The 21514-nt window shown below is 67.7% G+C and carries 19 protein-coding genes; 9 read left to right on the top strand and 10 right to left on the bottom strand.

Going from position 1 to position 21514, the window contains the following annotated elements; genetic code table 11:
- Window positions 1-203 precede the first annotated feature (203 nt).
- The 4 genes from KIK09_RS46065 to KIK09_RS46050 all read left to right on the top strand — a co-directional run bounded on the left by KIK09_RS46065 (window position 204) and on the right by KIK09_RS46050 (window position 4103).
- On the top strand, window positions 204-518 hold the full coding sequence (locus KIK09_RS46065) for a hypothetical protein (protein ID WP_214325884.1): 315 nt from the start codon (window positions 204-206) through the stop codon (window positions 516-518).
- Entirely contained in the window at window positions 502-1701 is a 1200-nt protein-coding gene (locus KIK09_RS46060) for a glycosyltransferase (RefSeq protein ID WP_214325883.1), read from the top strand. The genes KIK09_RS46065 and KIK09_RS46060 overlap by 17 nt, the downstream gene beginning before the upstream one ends.
- A 31-nt stretch (window positions 1702-1732) precedes the next feature.
- On the top strand, window positions 1733-3046 hold the full coding sequence (locus KIK09_RS46055) for a lipopolysaccharide biosynthesis protein (protein WP_214325882.1): 1314 nt from the start codon (window positions 1733-1735) through the stop codon (window positions 3044-3046).
- 142 nt (window positions 3047-3188) lie between these two features.
- On the top strand, window positions 3189-4103 hold the full coding sequence (locus tag KIK09_RS46050; protein WP_214325881.1) for a glycosyltransferase family 2 protein: 915 nt from the start codon (window positions 3189-3191) through the stop codon (window positions 4101-4103).
- A 387-nt stretch (window positions 4104-4490) separates the two neighbouring features.
- On the opposite strand, the gene KIK09_RS46045 is transcribed toward KIK09_RS46050, so the two are convergent.
- The gene (locus tag KIK09_RS46045; protein WP_214325880.1) at window positions 4491-5885 is read right to left on the bottom strand and encodes an O-antigen ligase family protein; all 1395 of its coding nucleotides are present in this window, start codon (window positions 5883-5885) and stop codon (window positions 4491-4493) included.
- A gap of 304 nt (window positions 5886-6189) precedes the next feature.
- Here KIK09_RS46045 and KIK09_RS46040 point away from each other — a divergent pair, with 304 nt between their 5' ends.
- Genes KIK09_RS46040 through KIK09_RS46030 form a run of 3 tightly spaced genes read left to right on the top strand, consistent with a single transcriptional unit; the run spans window position 6190 to window position 9635 of the window.
- Window positions 6190-7179 carry an NAD-dependent epimerase/dehydratase family protein gene (locus KIK09_RS46040; RefSeq protein WP_214325879.1) on the top strand — a complete coding sequence of 330 codons (990 nt, stop codon included), beginning with the start codon at window positions 6190-6192 and terminating at the stop codon, window positions 7177-7179.
- A complete protein-coding gene (locus KIK09_RS46035; RefSeq protein WP_214325878.1) occupies window positions 7176-8210 on the top strand; it encodes an MraY family glycosyltransferase in 1035 nt (344 codons plus the stop codon). The genes KIK09_RS46040 and KIK09_RS46035 overlap by 4 nt, the downstream gene beginning before the upstream one ends.
- A 15-nt stretch (window positions 8211-8225) precedes the next feature.
- Window positions 8226-9635, top strand: a complete 1410-nt coding sequence (locus KIK09_RS46030; protein ID WP_214325877.1) for a tyrosine-protein kinase domain-containing protein — start codon at window positions 8226-8228, stop codon at window positions 9633-9635.
- Here the strand turns inward: KIK09_RS46030 and KIK09_RS46025 are convergent.
- From KIK09_RS46025 to KIK09_RS46005, 5 genes are all read right to left on the bottom strand, one after another.
- Window positions 9604-10221, bottom strand: coding sequence for an arsenate reductase/protein-tyrosine-phosphatase family protein (locus KIK09_RS46025; RefSeq protein ID WP_214325876.1), 618 nt, complete (start codon window positions 10219-10221; stop codon window positions 9604-9606). The genes KIK09_RS46030 and KIK09_RS46025 overlap by 32 nt on opposite strands.
- 57 nt (window positions 10222-10278) lie before the next feature.
- The gene (locus KIK09_RS46020) at window positions 10279-11940 is read right to left on the bottom strand and encodes a DUF4012 domain-containing protein (RefSeq protein WP_214325875.1); all 1662 of its coding nucleotides are present in this window, start codon (window positions 11938-11940) and stop codon (window positions 10279-10281) included.
- A gap of 88 nt (window positions 11941-12028) precedes the next feature.
- Window positions 12029-12640, bottom strand: coding sequence for an LPXTG cell wall anchor domain-containing protein (locus tag KIK09_RS46015; RefSeq protein WP_214325874.1), 612 nt, complete (start codon window positions 12638-12640; stop codon window positions 12029-12031).
- Between the two features lie 103 nt (window positions 12641-12743).
- Window positions 12744-14003 carry a nucleotide sugar dehydrogenase gene (locus KIK09_RS46010; protein ID WP_214325873.1) on the bottom strand — a complete coding sequence of 420 codons (1260 nt, stop codon included), beginning with the start codon at window positions 14001-14003 and terminating at the stop codon, window positions 12744-12746.
- A gap of 284 nt (window positions 14004-14287) precedes the next feature.
- Window positions 14288-15223, bottom strand: coding sequence for an NAD-dependent epimerase/dehydratase family protein (locus tag KIK09_RS46005; RefSeq protein ID WP_214325872.1), 936 nt, complete (start codon window positions 15221-15223; stop codon window positions 14288-14290).
- 198 nt (window positions 15224-15421) lie between these two features.
- Here KIK09_RS46005 and KIK09_RS46000 point away from each other — a divergent pair, with 198 nt between their 5' ends.
- Both KIK09_RS46000 and KIK09_RS45995 read left to right on the top strand, forming a co-directional pair.
- Window positions 15422-16540, top strand: coding sequence for a GNAT family N-acetyltransferase (locus KIK09_RS46000; RefSeq protein ID WP_214325871.1), 1119 nt, complete (start codon window positions 15422-15424; stop codon window positions 16538-16540).
- 8 nt (window positions 16541-16548) lie between these two features.
- Window positions 16549-17151: a class I SAM-dependent methyltransferase gene (locus KIK09_RS45995; protein WP_214325870.1), complete on the top strand. Its 603-nt coding sequence runs from the start codon at window positions 16549-16551 to the stop codon at window positions 17149-17151.
- A gap of 47 nt (window positions 17152-17198) precedes the next feature.
- Here the strand turns inward: KIK09_RS45995 and KIK09_RS45990 are convergent, their stop codons facing one another.
- The 4 genes from KIK09_RS45990 to KIK09_RS45975 form a co-directional block, all read right to left on the bottom strand.
- Window positions 17199-18191 (bottom strand): polysaccharide deacetylase family protein, encoded by a 993-nt coding sequence (locus tag KIK09_RS45990; RefSeq protein WP_214325869.1) that lies wholly within the window; start codon window positions 18189-18191, stop codon window positions 17199-17201.
- Window positions 18192-18336: 145 nt separating this feature from the next.
- Entirely contained in the window at window positions 18337-19494 is a 1158-nt protein-coding gene (locus KIK09_RS45985; protein WP_214325868.1) for a glycosyltransferase, read from the bottom strand.
- Window positions 19478-19657 carry a hypothetical protein gene (locus KIK09_RS45980; protein ID WP_214325867.1) on the bottom strand — a complete coding sequence of 60 codons (180 nt, stop codon included), beginning with the start codon at window positions 19655-19657 and terminating at the stop codon, window positions 19478-19480. The genes KIK09_RS45985 and KIK09_RS45980 overlap by 17 nt, the downstream gene beginning before the upstream one ends.
- 127 nt (window positions 19658-19784) lie before the next feature.
- Window positions 19785-21503 (bottom strand): hypothetical protein, encoded by a 1719-nt coding sequence (locus KIK09_RS45975; RefSeq protein ID WP_214325866.1) that lies wholly within the window; start codon window positions 21501-21503, stop codon window positions 19785-19787.
- Between the last annotated feature and the right edge of the window lie 11 nt (window positions 21504-21514).

Here is a 21514-nt window from a genome sequence, read left to right as displayed (position 1 = left end):
GGCGGTCAACCGCCGGGCCTTTTTGTGCTGCAAGCCAATTTCCAAAGAAGGCAAATATCGCGCACACCCGGCCGCGCGACGGTAGCAAGGCGCATTCACCTGCGGAAACTCGCGTGCCGGGAAGTATTTGGCAAAATGTATTCACGGGCGCGACACGCGGATCAATCGGACCTGGACCGATAACCGCCTCATAGTCTTTCTCCGTGATGATCGACACCGCGCGCCCTTACGTTTTCCTGCCTATCGGGCAATGGGGGCTCGGCGGGGCCGAGTATCGGGTGACCCTGCTCGCCAACGGCCTGCCGGCGCATGGCGTGAACGTCTCGGTAGGTGTGCTCTTCGAACGCGGGCCGCACGCCCGCACGCTCGGCCGCTACAGGGGCCACCGCCACCTCCTCGACGCGGCCGCCCTGCTGCGGAACGCGGGCAGGTCCTGCGCCGACGCGACGGTCGACACCTACCTGGCCGCCTGCCGGCGGCTCGCCGGATGGGAGAAAACGCATGCAGTCGCCCACTGACCGCAGGATCCGCGTCATGCGGATCATCGCCAGGATGAACGTCGGCGGACCCGCCCGGCAGGTGTCGGGGCTGAGCAGGAACCTCGACCCCGCCCGCTTCGAGCAGCGCCTCTACACGGGTCACGTCGCCGAGGGGGAGGCCGACCACCTGACGCTGTCCGCCCCCGACGTCAAGGCCAAGGTCATCCGCGGGCTGGGACGGACGGTCCGCCCGCTGGACGACATGGCGGCGCTCGCCCGGTTGGTCGCCGAGATGCGCCGTTTTCGCCCGCACATCGTGCACACTCACACCGCCAAGGCGGGAGCGCTCGGCAGGATGGCCGCGGTCCTGACCCGGGTGCCCGCCGTCGTGCACACCTACCACGGCCACCTGCTGCACGGCGCCTTCTCCAGGCGGACGACCGGTCTGGTCGTCGGCGTCGAGAAGGTGCTCGCCATGGCCACCGACCGGCTGCTGACCGTCGGGGCGCGAGTCAGGAACGACCTGATCGCTGCAGGGATCGGACGACCCGCGCAGTACGTCGTGATGCCTCCGGGTACCGCGGTCGGCACGCCGCCGACCGGCCCTGAGGCCCGCCGGCTGCTCGGGCTCGCGGAAGACGTGCCCGTCGTCTCCTACGTCGGCAGGGTCACCGCCATCAAGCGGCCCGACCGACTGCTCGCCGTGGCCAGGACCGTGCTGGCGGCCCGTCCGGACACCGTGTTCGTGGTCTGCGGCGAGGGCGACCTGATGGACGTCCTGCGCGCCGCGCAGGCCGAGTTCGGTGAAGCGCTGCGGCTGGTGGGCTGGCGGTCGGACGTGGAGACGGTCTACGCGGCCTCCGACGTGACTGTCCTCGCCTCGGACAGCGAGGGCATGCCGCTGTCGCTGATCGAGGCGGGCATGGTCGGCGTGCCGGCCGTGGCGACCCGTGTGGGCAGCGTGGCCGAGGTGGTCGATGACGACGAGACCGGCCTGCTGGCGGAGCCCGACGCCGACGAACTGGCCCGCCACGTGCTCCGCCTGCTGGACGACGACGCCCTGCGACAGGCCATGGGGAAGGCGGCCGTGGACCGGATGACCCAGCGGTTCGGCGTCCCTCGGCTGGTCGCCGACACCGAGGCCCTGTACACCGACCTCGCCCGCGCCCACGGCTGGTGGAACGGCCCATCCTCCGCCCACGGCCCCGCCGCCGCCCGGTGACCTCGGCGGAGGCGGGAGTGGGGAGTCGGCTGTGAGCAGCTGGGGCACGGCCACGATCGGGACGCTCTTCGCGCGGGGCGCCACGCTGATGATGAACGCGATGACCGGCGCCTTGATCGCCAGGCAGCTGTCCCCGTCCGGCCGGGGTACGTACTACGTTCTCGTCTCGATCGCCATCATGGCGACGCTGATCGGAAACCTGTCGATCGATCAGGCGCTCGTCTCGCGCTGGCAGAACGTCCGAGACCGGCCGAGCCTGCGCGCCAACTGTCTGTTTCTCGGCCCGATTCTCGGCCTGATCTCGGCGGTCGTCGCGGGAGTGGCCGTCATCTGGGGCTCGGGGACCGCGCGGCCGTACGACGGCATCACGCTGGTCATCGCGCTCACGATGCCGTCCATCGTCATCACCAGCACCTACCTGGCGGGTGTCCTCGGCCTCGAGGGCCGGATCGTGCTGGTCACCTGGGGATCCTTCGCCGGATCCGCGAGCCAGTTCGTGCTGTTGCTGCTGCTGATGGGCACAGGCGGGCTGACCATCGGCACCGCCGTGCCGCTCTGGGTGCTGTCCACCGCCGTCCCGCTGCTGCTGTACCTGCGCGGAGGCCGGTTCAGGCGGGTGCCCCTGGATCTGGGGCTGGCCGTGCGCACGCTGACACTGGGCGTGCGCAACCACGTGGGGCTGGTGGCCACGCAGCTCCTGCTGCGCGTCGACCTGCTCATGGTGGATGCGGCCGACTCCGCGCAGGCGGCGGGCCTGTTCTCCATCGCGACCACCCTGATCGACCTGGTCTTCGTCGCGACCTCATCGCTGTCTCTGATCGCGCTGTCCCGCCAGGCGGATGAGGAACTGGCCGACGCGGCCGCGATCACCGCCAAGGCCACCAGGGTCGCCGGCCTGGTCGGCGCCGTGTCGATGGCGGTCCTGTGCGGCGCCGCGCCGGTGATGATCCCGCTGGTGTACGGGGCCGACTTCCGCGACAGCCTGTTCCCTCTGCTGGGGCTGGCCCCCGGGTTGCTGATCTTCAATGCGACGCGTCCGTTGTGGACGCACCTGCTGCGGCTGAACCGGCCGGGGCTGGCGGCCACGATCTCGCTGTCGGTCTTCGCGCTGAACGCGGCGCTGAGCCTGGCGCTGCTCCCGGTGCTCGGCGGGCTGGGATGCGCGATCGCCTCGTCGGTGGCCTATGCCTGCCTCGGGATCCTGCAGACCGTGTGGTTCCTCAGGACCACAGGGCTGCCGGTATCCGCCGTGGTCGCCGGCCCCGCGGAGGTGCGTGCCGTCCTGGCCATGGCCGGCAGGCTAGCCTCCCGGCGCAAGCCGCCCGTGCTCGCAGAGCGACCCTGATCACTATTTGGCCGATCCATTAACGGACGCGGAGTGCCGATCGCCTCAGCTCGGACGTCACCCACCTCATAGTCGGATGTGCGGAGAATCAACGCTCCATCCTGCAGAACGGCAGTACCAAGGACGAGGGCCGGAGGCCGCGGTGAACATCAGCGTGATCACTCCCACCTACAACCGGGCGCACTGCCTGCCCCGGCTCTTTGACAGCCTCTGCCGGCAGCGCGCCGACTTTGAATGGATCATCGTCGACGACGGCTCCACCGACGACACGCAGGCGGTCGTCGACGCGTTCCGCCGCCAGGCCAGGTTTCCCCTGCGCTACGTCCGGCTGCCCAAGAACGGGGGCAAGCACGTGGCGCACAACAGGGGAGTACGCGAGGCGACGGGCGAACTGGCCGGGATCGTGGACTCCGACGACACGCTGCTCGACGACGGGCTGCGGACCATCTGGGAAGCATGGACGGCGATACCGCTCTCGCGCAGGCACGAGTTCTGCGGGGTGTCCGGTCGCTGCATGACGGCCGAAGGCCCCCTCGGCGTACCTTTCGAACCGGGCGAGCCCTACCGCGACGTCACCTACCTCGACGCTTCCTACCGGCACAAGATCCTCGAGGAGCGGCTCCGCTTCGATCGGCTGGAGCGGCTGCGGCAGCACCCGTTCCCCGAGCCGCCCGGACAGCGGTTCGTCGCGGAGAGCCCCGTGTGGTCCAGGGTGAGCGGCGACCTGCTGATCAGGTATCTGGACGCGGCCGTCCGCTGGTACTCGCTGGACGGCGCCGACAGGCTGAGCGCGCGCCCCTTCGGCGATCTGGCGGCGGGCCGACGGGCCGTCTACATGACCAGGCTGAACCGGGACCTCAAGTACTGGCCCAGCGCGCGGAAGCTCTTCATGAAGTCCTCCGCGCAGTACGTGCGATCCAGCCTCCACCTGCGCATCGGCCCGATGGCCCAGCTGGCCGATCTGATCGGCGCCGGCGCCAAGCTGCTCGCGCTCACCAGCATGCCGGCAGGCGTCGCGCTCTACCTGACCGACAAGGCCAGGAGCAGGCGTCCGTGAACCCGGCCTTCATCATCACCGCCGGCGTCGAGGCCGACCACTAGCGGAGCCCGTTCACCGGGCTCCGGCCGCAGGTGGAAGCCGTATCGGACCGTCCCTGCGCGAAAGACTTCACGAACAGCGCCTACCTCAGGTCGTCGTTCGACACGGCCAGGTAGGCCATCCTCCTGCCCGGCGCCATCTCGCTGAACGGACGTGTGCTCAGCCTTTCGTCCTCGTTCGGACCGCAGCAGGTACACCCGGCGCGCGGCAGGATCTGGATCGCTACGAGCGCCCAGGATCGGACCGAGGAACAGGCGGTTGACCCGCAGGCTCGATCGCGCCTCCACCTGCTGCCGGCGCGTCACGAGCCTGGGCGACCGAAAGATTCCCGATCAGATGCGCCCTTCACGCCGGTGCTCCGGAGCGCGCGACGGCGTCGGCTCGACCGCGTTCCACTCTCGCGGCCAGAAGGCAGGCCAGCGGGATCCAGAAATGTACCGAGATCACCGGGTGGGGGAGCGCCACGTCCGTGCCGATCCAGACCAGGCAGGAGACCACCAGGGCTCGGATCACGCCGAGATCGCCCTGCTGTCTTGACCGGACGCCGCGGAAGACGAGGACCAGGAACAACACCAGCGCGGGAAGGCCGTTCTCGGCCGCCAGCCGGATGTAGTCGTTGTGGGCGCCGGTCCGCGGGCCGTACGAGATATCGATCATGTCGACGAGGTTTCCGTACCCGACGCCCCGCAGCGGGTGCTGCGCGATCAGCTGCAGAGAGGACGTCATGAGCCCTGTGCGATGCATGTCGCTGGAGTCGATGCTGGAGCCGGCCCGCAGCGGCGCCAGCAGGTCCTCCGCGGACCCCCCGTACCTGAGGATCATGACTGCGCCGAGCCCCAGTACGAGCATGTACAAGACCCGCAGGAAGCCGGTGCGTCCCGTCATGAGGAAGAACGTCACACCGACCACCGCGGCCAGCATTCCGGCTCTGGAGCCCGACGCGATGACGCAAGCCAGGCAGATCGCAGCGGGAGCGAGCCAGAGCGGGGTGCGGCGGACGTACGCCAGGCCGATACAGACCACCACCGCGGGCCCCTCGATGATGCCGAGCCAGGTCGAGTAGTAGACCTCGGTGTAGAGCCGGTTGTTGCCCCCGTAAAGGCCACGGGAGAAGGCGAACACGGCGACCGCGACGCTGCTCCAGACGAACAGCTGAAGGATGTGCGCGGGTTTGGGCCGCACGGCGAGCGTGATGGCGAGCATCAGCAGGCACACGAGCAGCCCGGGAAAGTGGTGGCTGTCGACCAGGCTGTTCGCGTTCATCCAGCTCGGCATGACAACCGACGGAGCGAGGTAGGAGGCCATGACCAGGGCGCCCAGCCCGCCGATGAGCAGATGATCAACGCACAGGCGGAACTGCCCGGACAGCCACCTCATGCTCACTCCCGCGGTGACGATGGCCACGCACGCGGTGACGACGGCGGCGGTGGCCTGGCTGGCGTCCAGGTCTCCAGAAAAGCCCCATTCGAAGGCGATGGAGATGAGCAAGCCCAGCGGTAGTAGAGAAAGGCTCGCGGCGCGTGGCCGCACGATGGCGAACACCGCGAACAAGACCGCGGGAATGGCCAGCGTCATGTACCTGTGCTCGTCCAGCAGCACCAGCACGATCGCGACCAGACACGCCGTTGCTGAGGCGCAAACAAGGTCATAACGGGATGCGCCAGCGCAAGTGGTATTCAGATTGGTGATTCGCACGCGAAAATGCTCAATAACCGACACATCGACCTGCTTGCTCCGCATCTTGCAACGAAGTTCCGACAGTCCGCGGGATTGTCGGGACAACGAGGAAGCTATCAGGACCTAACGGAGACCGGCCGGATGGACACGACGGAAATCGCGACAGAATCGGCCGTGCGCAGGGTCATTTTGCCACCGCTTTCTCATTCCGATGGAACTCGCTGACCATAACCGCGACCACGCATGAACCTGACTTGTTACGCCATATATTCGTCCTGGGCAGAATTCCGCTGACCCCGTGATCGAATAACCCTGCATAACTGAAAATCCCCGGCTTTCAGTTGGCCGAGCGGAAGGGGAGAGCCGCATGGATGGCAACGTACAGACCACATATCTGGTGACGGGAGGGGCCGGCTTCATCGGCTCGCACCTGGTCGAAGCCCTGCTGCGGCGAGGTGACAAGATCATCATCCTGGACAACCTCGCCAGCGGTTCGCAGGGCAACGTCCCCAGTGCGCGCGATGTCCGGTTCGTGCACGGCTCCGTGCTCGACGCCGCCATCGTGGACGAGCTGGTTCGGGAGTGCGACGTCGTCGTCCACCTGGCCGCCGCCGTCGGCGTCAAGATGATCATGGAGAAGCCTCTGCGGTCACTGATCACGAACATCCGTGGCACCGAGGCCGTTATCGAGGCGGCGCTCTGCCACCGCAAGAAGATCCTCGTCGCCAGCACGAGTGAGATCTACGGAAAGAACGCCTCGGGTCCGTTGAGCGAGGACGCCGACCGGATCCTCGGCAGCCCAGCCGTTGTCCGCTGGTCCTACAGCACGGCCAAGGCGGTCGACGAGATCCTGGCCAACGCCTTCCACAGGGAGCGCGGGCTGGAGACCATCGTGGTCCGGCTGTTCAACACGGTCGGTCCACGCCAGAGCCCCGCATACGGGATGGTCATCCCTCGCCTCGTCCATCAGGCCCTGCGTGACGAAGAACTCACGGTGTACGGCGACGGCACCCAGACCCGCTGCTTCGCACACGTCCACGACGTGGTCGATGCCCTGGTCAGACTGCTCGGCGAACCCAACGCGATCGGGCAGACCTTCAACATCGGGTCCAACGAGGAGGTGACCATCCTCGAACTGGCCAAGCAGATCGGTGAGATGTGCGGCAGCAACGCCGGAGTCAGGATGGTTCCCTACCACGAGGCCTACGAGCCCGGCTTCGAGGACATGATGCGCAGGGTCCCCGACACCTCGAAACTGCGCGGACTGACCGGCTGGGTTCCCCAGCGCAATCTGCGCGACATCCTCACGGACACCATCTCGGCAGCGCGTCAGGAGGGCTCGGTGCTCGCCCCATGATGCTGACGACCGTGCTCCTGACCGGTACGGCCGCGGGCCTGGTCAGTGCCACCTCCGCGGTCCCGCTTCGGCGGCTGGCTCTTCGGCGGGGTCTCACGGTCCAGCCCGACGTCCGCAAGGTTCACCGCGAGGTGACTCCTTACCTGGGAGGCATCGCGATCCTGCTCGGGACGCTGACGGCGGCGTACGCCGCCGCCGACGACTCCGCCATGATCGCGATCCTGCTCGGTAGTTGCGCCGTGGCGGTCCTGGGCCTGCTTGACGATCTGCAGCCGTTGTCTCCCCTCGTCAGGCTGGCGGTCGAGATCGTGGTCGCGACCGGGGTCGTGCTCAACGGTGTACGCGCGCCGCTGTCCGGCCAGTGGATGGACATCCCCATCACCGTGCTGTGGATCGTCCTCATGACCAACGCCTTCAACCTGCTCGACAACATGGACGGCGCGCTGACCTGCATCGCAGCCGCGAGCTGCGGACTGCTCTCCGCGACGGCGTTCGCTCTCGGCCAGGCAGGTCCCGGCCTGCTCCTGGCGGCCCTGTCCGCGGCCTGCCTGGGCTTCCTCCTGCACAACTGGCGTCCAGCCAAGATGTTCATGGGTGACGCGGGCTCGCTCTACCTGGGATTCACCACCTCCTGCTGCGCAGTCCTGCTCGTGTCCAAGCAGGACGGCGCCGCCGTTTCCGCGGGGTTGCTGCTGTCGACGTTCCTGGGTGTCGTGGACACCGCCGTCGTCCTGCTCTCTCGCTTGCTGAACGGCAGGTCGCCCTTCCAGGGAGGCACGGATCATCTGTCGCACCGGCTGCGGAGGTTGGGTCTCGGCACCGGAACGGTGGCCGTGACTCTGGCGGGGGTGGCCGCGCTCGGCGGACTCCTGGGGCTGGCCGTCGTCCTCGGTGCGGTGGACGCCATGCCCGCGGTGATCGCTGCTGCCGCGGCCGCGCTCATCCTCATCGCCCTCTTCCAGGGCGTTGACGTCTACGAAACGGCGACCGTATCGGGTGCGCCACCACAGTCAACCCGCAAGCTCTCTTGAGAGGCGTATCAGTCCGTGGATTTGGTCTATTACATCCGGCTCGCCCGGAGAAACCTGCTGCTCATTCTGGTGTCTCTCGTCATAGCTCTGGGCGCGGCCTATGTGGTGACCGTCAACACGCCGCCGACGTACGAGGCGTCGATCTCCCTGCTGGTCTCGGCCCAGAACAACAAGGGCAGCACCGAAACCGCCTACCAGGCGGTCCTGCTGTCTCAGGAGCGGGTGAAGTCCTACGCCAACCTGCTCACCAGCCGCCGCGTGCTCGAGCAACTGGTGGGAAGCGCTGGTGTGCACACCCTCCAGGACCACATCAGGGCGGAAGCGGTACCGGAAACGGTCCTGCTGCGCGCGACGGTGTCCGACACCGACCCGGCACGCGCCCGTGCGCTGGCCGATGCCCTCGGCACCACCTTCACCAAGCTCATCGACGAGCTCGAGCGGCCGACCCCGTTCAGTGCCGCGACCGTCAGGGTCACGGTGGTGGACCACGCGGAGCTTCCCACGGTGCCCGTCAGTCCCAGGCCGGTGCTCAACTTCGGGCTGGCCGTACTGCTGTCGCTGCTGTTGAGCGCGGCAACCATTGTCCTGCGCGACAGACTGGACACGACGATCAAGTCCAGCGATGCCATGCAGGAGATCTCCAACAGCCCCACGCTCGGGATCATCAGCTTCGAGCGGGACGCCCGCAAGCACCCGCTGATCGTCCGGAGCGGGGGAGGAGGGTCCGCGCGGGCGGAGGCGTTCCGGTCACTCCGCACCAACCTGCAGTTCATCGGGGTCGACAAGCAGCCCAAGTCGCTGGTCGTCACCAGTTCGCTGCCGGGTGAGGGGAAGTCCTCCACGGCCAGCAACCTGGCGATCGCCCTGACCCAGGCGGGCTGGCGGGTGATCCTCGTGGACGCCGACCTGCGCAGGCCACGCATCCCCGAATACCTCGGCATCGAAGGCGGCGTCGGGCTGACCGACGTCCTGATCGGGCGTGCCGGGCTCGGTGACGTGGTGCAGCTGTGGGGGCCCAACGGCCTTTCCGTGCTGCCCAGCGGGCCTGTCCCGCCCAACCCGAGCGAACTTCTCGGCTCCCAGCAGATGAAGCATCTGCTCAAGCGGCTCTCCGATGACTACGACATGGTGATCATCGATGCGCCGCCGCTGCTGCCGGTCACCGACGCCGCCGCGCTCGCCGCCGTCTGTGACGGCGCACTTCTCGTCGCACGCTACGCCAAGTCCCGCAGGGAGCATCTGGCGCGGGCGATGGACCTGCTCGCCTCCGTCAACGCGCGGGTGCTCGGCACCGTGCTCAACTTCGCCCCGACCAGGGGCGGCGACGGTTACGGCTACGGCTACGGCTACGGCAGGTACGGCTACGGCAGCATCGCCTCCGAGGGCGACAAGGTCAGCGAACGTCCAACGCCCGTTGGGGCATAGGCGCGAAGTGCCCGAAGAAGGGAGCGAGCCCGGCAGCGATCTGCCGGGCCGCTGCTTTGTATCCCCTCGCGGGACCGCCGAAGGGGTCGGCGACGTCCAGGTCCTCGGGCCGCACCACTCCGCGCAGCAGGCGGGCCTGCTCCACCAGCGTCTGCGCCCGCAGTACCCGGTTGTCGATCTCGGCGAGCTCCGCGGTGGACACGGCCGCCGCCAGGGCGCCGAACTCCATGATGGTGAACGTCCGGCTCGCCGCCTGCGGCAGTATCGTGACGACCTCGCGGCGATGCTCCATCGCGCCCGTCAGCACCAGGTCGGCCGCGCGTACCAGCTCTTCGGTCAGCGGTTGCGAGACGAAACCGTCCGGGTTGCCACCGCATTCGCGCAAGGCAGCGGCCGCCTCGACGGGCATCGGCCTGCCGGGAATGCCGTGGGTCCCCGCGCTCATCGCCACGATCGGCATGGCAGGGAGGGCGGCGCGGGTCAGCCGCTCGGCCATCGGCGAGCGGCAGATGTTCGCCGTGCAGACGAACAGCAACAAGAAGTCGCTGGCGGACCGATGACGGCCTGTTTCCATGGGCTCAACCACGGGTGTGACGTTAGGGTGCGCCCATCGGCCCATGGCCGCGGCGCGCTGGAGCTTTGCTCAGGGAATGCATCCACCAGGACTCTGCGTGATCGTGGTGTGCTGCGGCCGTGCCAGCGGCTGGACGGGGACCTGCGGAGGCTGGTTCGAGTACGGCTCCACCAGGGTGAACTCCAGCGTTCTCGACTGCCGGGGAGGCAGCTCGATCATCTTCGAGTAGATCGGGTGGGATCGCTCCTTCTCCTCGTCCACCGAGGTGGCGCGCCCGTCCATCTGCACCGAGTACAGCCGCGCGCCCACGCCGGCGTACAGCGATACCCACAGCCGGTTGGCGCCGACGGCCGTGGGCCGATCCGGGTAGTCGAGCCGGCCGGTGACGTAGTCGGGGAGTGTCCCGCGTGGGACGTCGTTGCGCAGGGTGATCCGCACCCGCGAGAAGCGTTGCCCGCCGTAACAGGGCTCGAGCTGGTAGTCGACGGAGCGGTCCAGGTAGTAGTCGAGCTTGCCGCCCGCGGAGTTGTTCACCACCAGCCCGGCGAACGGCCCCGGCGAGGTCGTGAGCTCGCCTGACAGCGGCGTCTCGGCCAGCAGGCGCTGCTCGTCCGGCCTGCGGCTCCAGATCTGCAGGCGGTGGTCGGCGACCAGCTGCGACAGCACAGGTAGAGCCTTGGCCGGGTCGGAGAGCGAGTGGGTCATGGCCTTGCTGACGGTCCCGGCCAGGCCGATGAGAAATTGCTTGCGCTCGGCCTGGTCCTGGTAGCGCGCGTAGGCGACCCGCTCGGTGAGGTCGACGACGTTGTCCGCGGTCACCTTCTCCCCGCTGGGCAGGGTGACGGGTCCGATCAGCCGCAGCAGGTAGGAAAGGCCCACGGGGTCGGTGGCGATGGCGCCGTCCAGCCGCTGGCCGGTCCGGCGTTCCCACAGCCCGGTCCAGATGGTGGCGGCGTAGGGGAAGTGGGGTGAGAGGTTGGAGACGGAGAGCAGCCTGGCGGCGCCCGGCCCGTAGCGGTGAAGGTAGTCGGGGCCGAGGTCGGCCACCGGCGTGGAGGTGAGGGGGAGCTCGGCGTTGCTGGCCAGCTGCTGCACGTGGATGTGCCCGTGCTCGGCCTCGAGGATGCCGAACGCTCCCACCAGCCCGCCGGTCCCACGGGACTCGGCGTTGGTCTGGAAGGCCAGGAAGTAGCGGCGCGGGCCGTCTCGGCCCAGCATCGCCGGCAGCAGGGTGGCGGCGGTGGCCGCGGCGTCCAGCTTGCCTTTCAGCTCGTCCATTTCGCGCAGTACCGTGGTACGCGCCTCGTCCACCTGGGTGACGTTCGAGGAGGCGGGCGTGGCGGCCAGGCGGGATCGCGCGTCCTGCAGGCGGGTGACAGCGCTCTGGAGCACCGGTGCGGCCGTGTCGAGATCGGACAGTAGCTTGCGAAGCTTGGTCACGGAATGCGTGGCGCCGGTCAGCAGACCCGCGCCGATCTCCCGGACGTCTCCCAGCACGTCGGTCAGCTCGGCGGCGGTCTCGGACAGCACCCGCACGACCGTGGCCCCGTCTCCCGCGACAGGAACCCGCTCGAGCAGCGACCAGTCGAAGCCGCTGGTGAGCCTGCGCGCCTCCGCCGCCTGCGCCTCCGCCTCGCGTAGCGACCCGGCCAGAGTGGCCGGGTCGCCCGTGTCCGCGACCTTCCGCAGCTGGAGCAGAGCGTCTCTGACCAGCTCGAGGTGATCTCTCACGCTCAGAGCGCGCCCTGCTGACCAGCCCCCTGCAGATACCAGGGCGGCCACGGCCAGCAGGCCCGCTACGGCGACGCGGCGGCGCCGCTTATTCGGCAACGGTGGAGTTGCGACGACGGCGAACCGCGACCACGACTCCGGTGCTCCCCAGTGCCAGTAGCCCCCCGCCGACGGCGGCCATGGCACCGATGTTGCGACCTGTCATGGGCAGCTGCGAGCCCTGTGCTGCGACGGGTGCCGCGTTAACAGGACCCGCGCCGGGGCCGCCGGGGCCACCGGGGCCACCGCACCCGCCACCGCATGGGCCGGGTCCACCGCAGCCACCGCAGTGGCGGTGGTGGTGGTGACGGTGGTGATTGTGGTGAACGTGGTGGTGATCGCGGTGTTTCGGCGGGTAGAAGTGGTCCTTCTTGTTGTCGTCCCCGTGGTCGTCCCCGTGGTCGTCCCCGTGGTCGTCGCCATGGTCGTCGCCATGGTCGTCCCCGTGGTCTTTGTTGTCGGACCAGTCGTTGTTGTCCGACCAGTCGTTGTTGTTGGACCAGTCGTTGTTGTCCGACCAGTCGCTGTTGTCGTCCGGTGGCGGATTGACCTTGAACGTCGACACCTTGGTCTCGGCGAACCCCGCCGAGATGGTGGCGGCCGTCCAGGCCCCGCTAACGGCTGTCGCCATAACGGCGACGGCCAGGCTTCTTCTGATCATTCGAGCTCCATAGTGGACATGGGTACGGAAGCCGTTATTTCCTCTCGATCAAGCATCACCCGCGCAGGTCAGAAGCCTTGCCGAATGATCACCGATCATTGACCTAGAGCCGTTCGACGTTCTCGCCCCTGCAGCGGTTGCGGGTGTCGAACACCCTTCGGCTCGCCCGCTGGATCAGGCCGAAGTCGAACATGTCGTGGTCCGTCAGGATGATCACCGCGTCGGCCTCGGCCAGTTCGTGCTCGGTCGCGCCGACAGGGATCACGTCGGGGGGGAAGTCGCCGGGCTCCACGCACGGATCGGCGATCCGCACTTCGGCGCCCAGCCGGTTGAGCCGCTTGACCACCTCGATCGCCGGCGACTCGCGTGTGTCCCCGCTGTTCTTCTTGTAGGCCAGCCCGAGCACCAGCAGGCGGCTGCCGTTGTACGGCTTGCCCGCCCTGTTGAGCATCAGGCCGATGCGGCTGACCACGTGGGCCGGCATGTGGTCGTTGATGTCGTTGGCCAGTTCGACGAAGCGGAAGTTGTGTCCGAGGGTCCGCTTGACCTGCCACGACAGGTACGACGGGTCGATCGGCAGGCAGTGTCCTCCCACGCCGGGACCCGGCAGGAAGCGCATGTAGCCGAAGGGCTTGGTGGAGGCCGCGTCGATGGCCTCCCACACGTCGATGCCGAGCTGCTGCGCGAAGATCGACAGCTCGTTCACCAGAGCGATGTTGACGTGCCTGAAGGTGTTCTCCAGGAGCTTGCACAGCTCGGCGACGGCCGTGGTGGACACCGGGACCGTCGTCTCGACGATCCTGTCGTAGAAGTTCTTGACCTTGGCCAGGGAACGCGCGTCGATCCCGGAGACAATCTTGGGCGTGTTCCGAAGCCGCCAGCGCGTGTTGCCCGGATCGATGCGCTCGGGACTGTAGCCGAGGTGGAACTCCTCCGGCGCGCGGAGTCCAGAGCCTGCTTCCAGCAGCGGACGCAGCATCTCCTCCGTGGTTCCCGGGTAGGTGGTCGACTCCAGGATCACCGTGGCGCCCGGCTCGATGCAGTCAGCGATGGCACGCCCCGCCTCGGCGATATAGCTCAGGTCCGGCACGCTGTCGCGCAGCGGCGTGGGCACGGTGATCACGCACACGTCGAAGCCCCGCGCGTCGGCGTGTTCGGTGGTCGCCCGGTAGCGGCCCGTGTCCAGCGCGGCGGTGAGCTCGTCGTCGGAGATGTCCTCGACGAAGGAGTCGGCGGCGTTGAGCCGCTTGACCCGCAGTTCGTCGACGTCGATCCCGACGACGTCGAAGCCCGCCGACACTCCTCGCATCGCCAGTGGCAGGCCCACATATCCCTGCCCGACAATTACTAGTTTGTCTGCCATTGCATCCCGTCCTCCTTCTTGATCAGGCTGAGGCAGACTTTAGGGAGCAATGCGCGGGCTAATCGTGCTCAGCCCTCGTCTCGGAGATTCTGGTGCGAGGGTGATAAATCACAGCCGTTTGGTGGGCAGGCCGGCCACGACTGACGCACCGGCTTCCGGCCGTAGCACCCCTTCACCCAGGAGCCGCCCTCCCCGAGCGGGTACTTCGCCCGGGGCTGCAGCTCGTTGGGAGATCACCAGTCAGCCGGTGTCCATCCCCGCGTGCCTCAGGTGGGTGACACCGGTCATCGCGCTACCGCTTTTGCCATCCAGTCACAGGTGATCTCGAGTCCCCGGCTCAGCGGCGTGGGCTGAACCTCCGGGAAGAGTTCGGCCAGTTGGTCGCTGCAGGCGCGCGAGTTGAGCACCTCTCCCGGCCTGGCGGGCAGGTGCGTGGTCTCGACGGTCAGGCCCAGGGTCCGCCGCATCGACTCGATCAGCTCGAGGATCGACGTGTTCGTGCCGAAGGCCAGGTTGACCGGCCCTTCGTAAGTGACCCGGCCGATCACCGCGTCGGCCAGCACGCGGACCACGCTGCCGACGAAGGTGAAGTCCCGCGTCTGCCTGCCGTCGCCGTAGACGCGCACAGGCTCTCCGAGCAGCGCGCTGTGCAGGAACTTCGGGATGACGGCCGCGTAGTCGTGGTTGGCCGCCTGCCGCGGGCCGTACACGTTGAAGAACCGGAACGTCAGGATCGGCAGGCCGAACGAGGCGGCGTAGCCGGACAGGTAGCCCTCGGCGGCCAGCTTGCTGGCCGCGTACGGGCTCAGCGGGCGGGTCGGCAGCCCCTCGTGCGCCGGGAGAACGGCGGAATTGCCGTAGACCGACGAGGACGAGGCGGCCACGACGTGGGCGCCGATCCTGCGGCAGGCCTCCAGGACGTTGAGCGTGCCCGTGGCGTTCGCCTCGTGCGTCGCCACAGGGTCGGTGAGCGACCGCGGCACCGAAGGCCGGGCACCGAGGTGGACGACGGCGTCGACCTTCCTCGCGACCTTGTCCAGCAGATCACGATCGAGAATGCTGCCGAGCACGAACTCGACGTCGATACCCGACAGGTTGTCCAGCGAACCGGTGGACAGATCGTCAAGCACGACGATGTCCTCTATTTCCCGGCGCTTGGCCAGTTCGGCACACAAATTCGCCCCGATGAACCCTGCGCCACCGGTAACCAGTACCCGCATGTTTCCCCCTTCCCGCGACATCGCGTTCCGTTGGAGTCAGGGTGGACCAGTTGCCGCTCGCTACGACTCGATCGCCACTTCGATTGGCGTACGCTGCCGAAAGTCAGGGCTGAAGTTTGCCAGCCCGAATCGCCCATAAGCCAACAAATTATGGCGTGCAGGCCTCCGGGATGATCCGGTTGGTTAAATTCGGGAATCATGAGAGTAACCACCGTACGCCCGCAAGAGCTCGGCCAGTCCGAGCTCGCGCTGTGGCGGAAATTCCAGGCCGCGGACCCCGCGCAGGACAATCCATTCCTTTCTCCCGAGTTCACCTCGGCGGTGGCGGAATTCCGGCCCAGCGTCCGCGTGGCGGTCGTCAGCGACGGGAACTCCATCGTCGGGTTCTTCCCGTACCAGCGCAATGCGCTCGGCGTCGCCCGGCCGGTGGGCAGGGGCTTCCGTGATCGCGACGGGGCGGCCCTGGCCCCAGGGGTTCAGCTGAACGCGGGCGAGCTGCTGCGCGGGTGCGACCTGGCGGTGTGGCAGTTCGACCACCAGGTCACCGGCCAGCTGGTCGCCACCTCCGAGCGTTCCAAGCTCTTCCCCACGCCCGTGGTCGACCTGCGGCACGGCTACGAGGCCTACGTCGAGGGCATGCGGCGTAGGTCGTCGGTCACGCTCAAGGGGATCAACTACAAGCGCCGCAAGCTCGAAAGGGACGTCGGCCCTGTGCGCCACGAGATGCGCTCGCTGGACAGCGGCGCGCTGCGCACGTTCATGAAGTGGAAGTCCGGGCAGTACCTGCGGACCGGCAAGGGCGACCTCTACGCCCAGCCCGGGTTCGCGGACATGCTCGTCCGACTCCAGCACACCCAATCCGAGGGGTTCTCCGGCAGTCTGTCGGTGCTGTACGCCGGAGACGTTCCGGTGGCGGCCCATTTCGGCCTGTACACGCCGCGGGCGCTCGTGCTGTGGTTTCCGTCCTACGATCCGGAATTCGGAAAATATTCGCCGGGATTCATTCAGCTCATGGCACTCAGCGAGGACGCGGCGGCCCTTGGCATCGAGTGTTTCGAGCTGGGACGTGGCCGCCACGCCTACAAGGATCAGTTCAAAACCGGAAATGTCGAAGTATTGGAAGGGTGGATGGCTCGCCCTGCGATGGGAACAGTGGTGCACAGGGTCACCGCTGCCCCCCGGCAGGAAGTCATCAATTTCGTGCGGGCGACGCCAAAGATCCGTGCCGGTGTGGCCGCCATGCGCGGCACGTTCAGATCGGTACGTGCACGCGCCAACCAGCTTCGGTCAGGCGGGTCAGGGGGAAACAAGCGATGAACACATCGATGCTCATCCGGAGATTCAAGCGGCTTCGGCAGAACTATTTCTTCGATCGGCGCTTCGGCGCCTTCATCGGCGGGACGAAGAAGACGCCCTTCGCGCACATGGGAGCCGAGAACACGGCCAACATCGCCTACGAGGAGCTCCCCCCGCTCTTCCGTGACGGCCTGCGGCCCGGCGAGGTCCTCGTGGATGTCGGGTGTGGCAAGGGCCGGGTGCTGAACTGGTGGCTGGACACCTTCCCCGGCTACCGCATGTACGGGATCGAGCTCGACGAGGACGTCGCGGCCGAGACCGAGACGCGCCTGCGGAACTATCCGGTGACGATCGTGATCGGTGACATCCGCACACTGGCGCCGGAGGACGGGACGCTCTACTTCCTGTTCAACCCGTTCAACGCGGACGTCATGGCGGGGTTCCTCGACACGCTGAAGAAGCGCGCGGCCGGCCTGCCTGACGGCGTGCCCGGGCCGATCCGCGTCATCTACTACAACTGCCTGCACCTGCACGTCTTCGAGGCCGACCCCGACTGCCGGGTCACGCTGATCCCGGTGCCGCCGCAGTTCCACCGGGCGGCCCTGATCACGATCGGTTCGCAGGACGACTGAGAGCGCCTCCATGAGGCAGCGGGCGTGACGGGCGCCTCAGGCGCGGATCACGCCTGGGTCGCCGGGCGATTGACCCTGGCATGGAACTCGGTCAGGGTCATCGGGTCATAGCCACTCGCCACGCAGGCGAAGAGCGCTTCCAGGTCGGCGTAGAGCCCCTCCACGCTGCGCCGACTGCGGAAGTAAGGGCTCCCGCCCGGCATGAGCTCAGAGGAATGGATCATGAACTCCACGTGCTGCCGCCCCTGGGTGCGGGCCGTACGTGCAAGGTCGAGCAGTTGGCGGCGGTTGCGGCCGTTCGGTCTCATCCAGGTCACCTCGGGAGACAGCCGGTTCACCACGCGGCTCGCGAGGCCTGACCGGCCCGCCAAGCCGGCGGTCCTGCCCAGCCACCCCGCCCGTGGCCGTCGCACGATGGTCATGGGCACCTCCAGGAGCGGGGACACCCCCGCCTTCCCGATGTCCTGAAGGTCGACGAAATACGGCTGCTCAGGGAACCGCGAGTAGTCACACGGACCGCGTCCCCCAGGGGCGCCCCGCGTGCCGGCCCAGGAGATGTGCGGCGTCACGGAGCAGTCCACCAGATAGCCATGCTCGACCAGGATTCTGGCGTACGTCTCGTCGAGCATCCACCGACCGGCCCGATGGCTGGTCACGGGCATCTGGAAGACGTCCTCCAGCGTGCCCGTTATCACCTTGACCTTCTCCGCCATGACCGCCGGCGGGAAGTCGATGAGAAAAGGCTTGTGCCGGTGGTCCGCCTCGGTCAGCGGTCGGTGCGGGGGAGTCGTCCACGAATGGAGATGCATGCCGAGCTCGGCGGTCTTGCCGGTGATGACGGCCTGGCCGAACTCGCGAAACGCAGGGCTTTGCGCCATGGCCCACTCCACGAGGTAGGTGGGACGCAGGCGGTACTTCTCGCAGAGCTCCTGGAACCTCGGCAGAAATGCCGCGTTCTCCGCGGTGACTTCGGTGGATCCATTCCACGCGTCATCCGCTTCCACGTCGATGGTGATGATGAACGCAGGATTATTGGTCACGACAGAAGACTAAAGGACCGCTATCGCGATGAATGGGGCGGTAACGGTGTCCCAGTGGAAAACAATTACCTCATTTCATCCATGAGGGTAATCTTGCGGTTGCCCGTTCACACGCGCCTGCCAGATCGGGCTGCGCGGAATCATGTCACCAGCCGTGTGCCCGGGCGATCTCGGTGTACACGGCTTCCGTGTCGGCGACCAACCGGGGAACGCCGAAGCGGTGCGTCACCCACTCCCTGGCGGCTTCCCCCATGGTCCGGCGGAGCTCGCCGTCGTCCAGCAGGCGCAGGACGTGTCCGGCGAGCTCGTCCGCATCCGTGCCCGACAGGAGGCCTGTGCTGCCGTCATTGACCACCTCGGCCACGCTGCCCACGCGGGTCGCCACCGCAGGAATGCCGACCATGCCCGCCTCGATCAGGGACAGCGGCATACCCTCGCTGTCCGATGCGAGCAGGGTCACATCGGAGGCCGCGTACACCGTCTCCACGTCCGACCGCCAGCCCACCAGACTCAGTGCTCCGGCGAACTCGGCCTCCGCGGCGCGTACGACGTTCAGCATGTCGCCCTCACCGCACACCACGAACCGGGTCCGCGGCCGCGCCGCAAGGACGCTCCTGAACACGGCCAGCAGCCGGTCGGGCCGCTTGATGGCGGTGACCCTGCCGACGTAGGAGACGACGAGCGCATCGGCGGGAAGCCCGAGCATCCGCCGGGCCTCCGCGACGGCCGGCGGCGGCCCGACCGAGGTCCCCGGAGGCATCACGATGTACTGACCAGGCCGTCCGATCCCGGCCGCGATCAGGTCGTCACGCACCCGCGCTCCCACGGTGAGCAGGCGGTCGGCGGATCTGGCGAGTATCTTCTCCACGCCGACGACGAGCCTGGTCGTCCGCGCGGAGAAGGAGCCATGCAGCAGGTGCCCGTGGTAGGTGTGCACGACCGCGGGGACCCGGGCGAGCATCGCGGCCGTTCTCCCGAGCGCACCTGCTTTCGCGGTGTGCGTGTGCACGATGTGCGGCCGGAACCGGCGCATCTCCGTGTGCAGTTGGGCCAGCGCCGCCAGGTCGTCGAGCGGGCGCACGGACCGGCCCAGCCCGCGGACGACCCAGGTCTTGATGTCCGGTGCGGAGAGCGCAAGGTGATCGGCCTCACCCGCGGCGACGTGACCCGTGTAGAGGCGCTGCTCGAACCGGGCTGGATCGAGGTGCCTGCTCAGCCCTGACACCTGCCTGGCGGGCCCGCCCACGTTCATCCTGGCGATGATCCGCATGATCCGGATCTTGCCGTCAGCCGGCGATCGCATGTGCATTCTCCCCTTCAGCAAGCCGCACGCAGGCGGCTGGGCACCAGGTACGCCCGATCGCGAATCGCTCGACGGCGCCTGTCCACAGGTCCTTGACGAGCAACGTCATGTGATATCGCCCGTTACGCAGGAAAACGGAAGAGCGTGCGGCGTTGATCGCCACGGTGAAAGATTATGGAAGGCTGTCCGCCCAGGTCCGATTGATCCGCGTGTCGCGCGTCTGAATACATTTGCCGAACATTGGCCGGCGCGTGATTTCGACAGAGACTCCGCGCCGCAGGCAGGCGACCTCAGAAGCCCAGCGGCTCTCCGTTGTGGACGGCCAGCCCCTGCTGCTCAGGGGTGCCGCATCGGCCGTTGTACCAGAGCTTCCACGATCCGCTCGCGCTCTCCCAGAGCACCGACGGCTTGTAGTCGGAGTCGCATTCCCACGAGTCCACGACGGGCGCGAGGACGGGATTGGTCGGCATCCGTGACCAGGTGACTCCGTCGGCCGAGCGGGCGATGCCGATCGCGCCACGATGGATGGTGACGTAGCCGATGTAGAACATGTAGTAGTAGCCATCGGGGAGACGGAACACGTTCGCACCGGAGACCCGGTCCCGTTCCCAGGTCTGGGCCGGATCGGCGGCGAGCACGGGATTCCTGCCGCTCTTGGTCCAGTTGACACCGTCGGTGCTGGTGGCGTAGCCGATCGCCTCGGGCTCCCAGTCGTTGCCCGCCGCGTACCACATCCGGTACAGGTGCTGGTCGGAGTCCCACAGCACGCACGGGTTGAGGACGGTGCCCTTCTCCCACCCGACGGTGCCCTCCATGACCGGATTAGGGGTGTCCCTCTGCCAGGTGATTCCGTTCGCGCTCGTGGCGTAGCCGAACTTCGAGGAGTTCCGCTGGCCGGTGTACCACATCTGGTACTGGCCGCGGTCGGGGTTGTAGATGACGCTCGGCCGGTTGACCAAGCTCTCCCAGGTGCCGGGGACGGCTCTCAGGACGATGCTCGGCCTGGTCCAGGAGACGCCGTCCACGCTTTCCGCGTAGGCGATGGCGTTCATGAGGCGCGCGGAGAACCACATCCGGTAGACACCGCTCTCGTGCAGCACCGAGGTGTCGAAGGCGGTGCCGTAGTTCTTGCCCAGGACGGGGTTGCGGGCGAACTTGGCCCAGCCGGTGCTCGAGCCGGCAGCCGTGGTGGGGATCGGCATGATCGCGGCTTCCCTGACGATCTCGAGCCCGACGGCGACGACACGGCCGCCACCGATCACCCGCAGCCTGAAGACGTGCTGACCGGGTTGGAGCGCACCGCTCCGCCACAGCAGGACGCCCCTCCTGGCCGTTCCGGCGGAGAAATTGACCTTCTGCCAGGGATCCCCGTCGATGGACACGTTCGCGCTGCCTCCGTCGGGGCCGACGGCGCCGAAGAAGTTCGCGGCGGCCCCGCTGAAGGGGACCGAAATGGAGCTGCCGGGCGTGTCACTGCCGCCGTCCGTCCAACTGCCGCTGTAGCCGAAGTCGCGAGCGAGGATGCGCCTGGTGTCGGACCTGATGATGCTCACCCGGTCCGGCACGACGTAGGTGCCGCTGGAGACGTTGTTGCGGATGCCGGCGACGGTCAGCGTGAAGGTGTGGGGCCCCGCGGGCAGGACCCGGCTCGTCCACAGTTCGACGTCTCCCTGATCGGAGGGCGTGTAGAAGTCGACCTCGTAGGCGGGGCCGCCGTCTATCGAGACCCTTCCGATGCCGGTGTTCGCACCCGTCCCGCCGTACAGCGTGATCTGCGTGCCCCTGAACGTCAGCGTCGCCGACGCGCCAGGGGTGTCGCTCCAGGTGCGCGTGCCGCCGTGATAGTCGACTCCGCTCCCGTTCATCCATTGGCCGGTGTAACGGAATTGGTTGTCGCCCGTGCCGATCACGCGGTCGTCCACGGAGATCGTGCGCGACTCACCGTCTACGGGGATCGGCAGGTGGATCAGGCCGAGCATGGCAAGCGAGGCCAGCAGAAGTCTGCCCATCGGTGGTTCCG

This window comes from Nonomuraea sediminis (assembly GCF_018531495.1).
Classification (GTDB): domain Bacteria; phylum Actinomycetota; class Actinomycetes; order Streptosporangiales; family Streptosporangiaceae; genus Nonomuraea; species Nonomuraea sediminis.
Note: the sequence above shows the minus strand (reverse complement) of the source record. Positions and strands in the feature narration are given on the sequence as shown.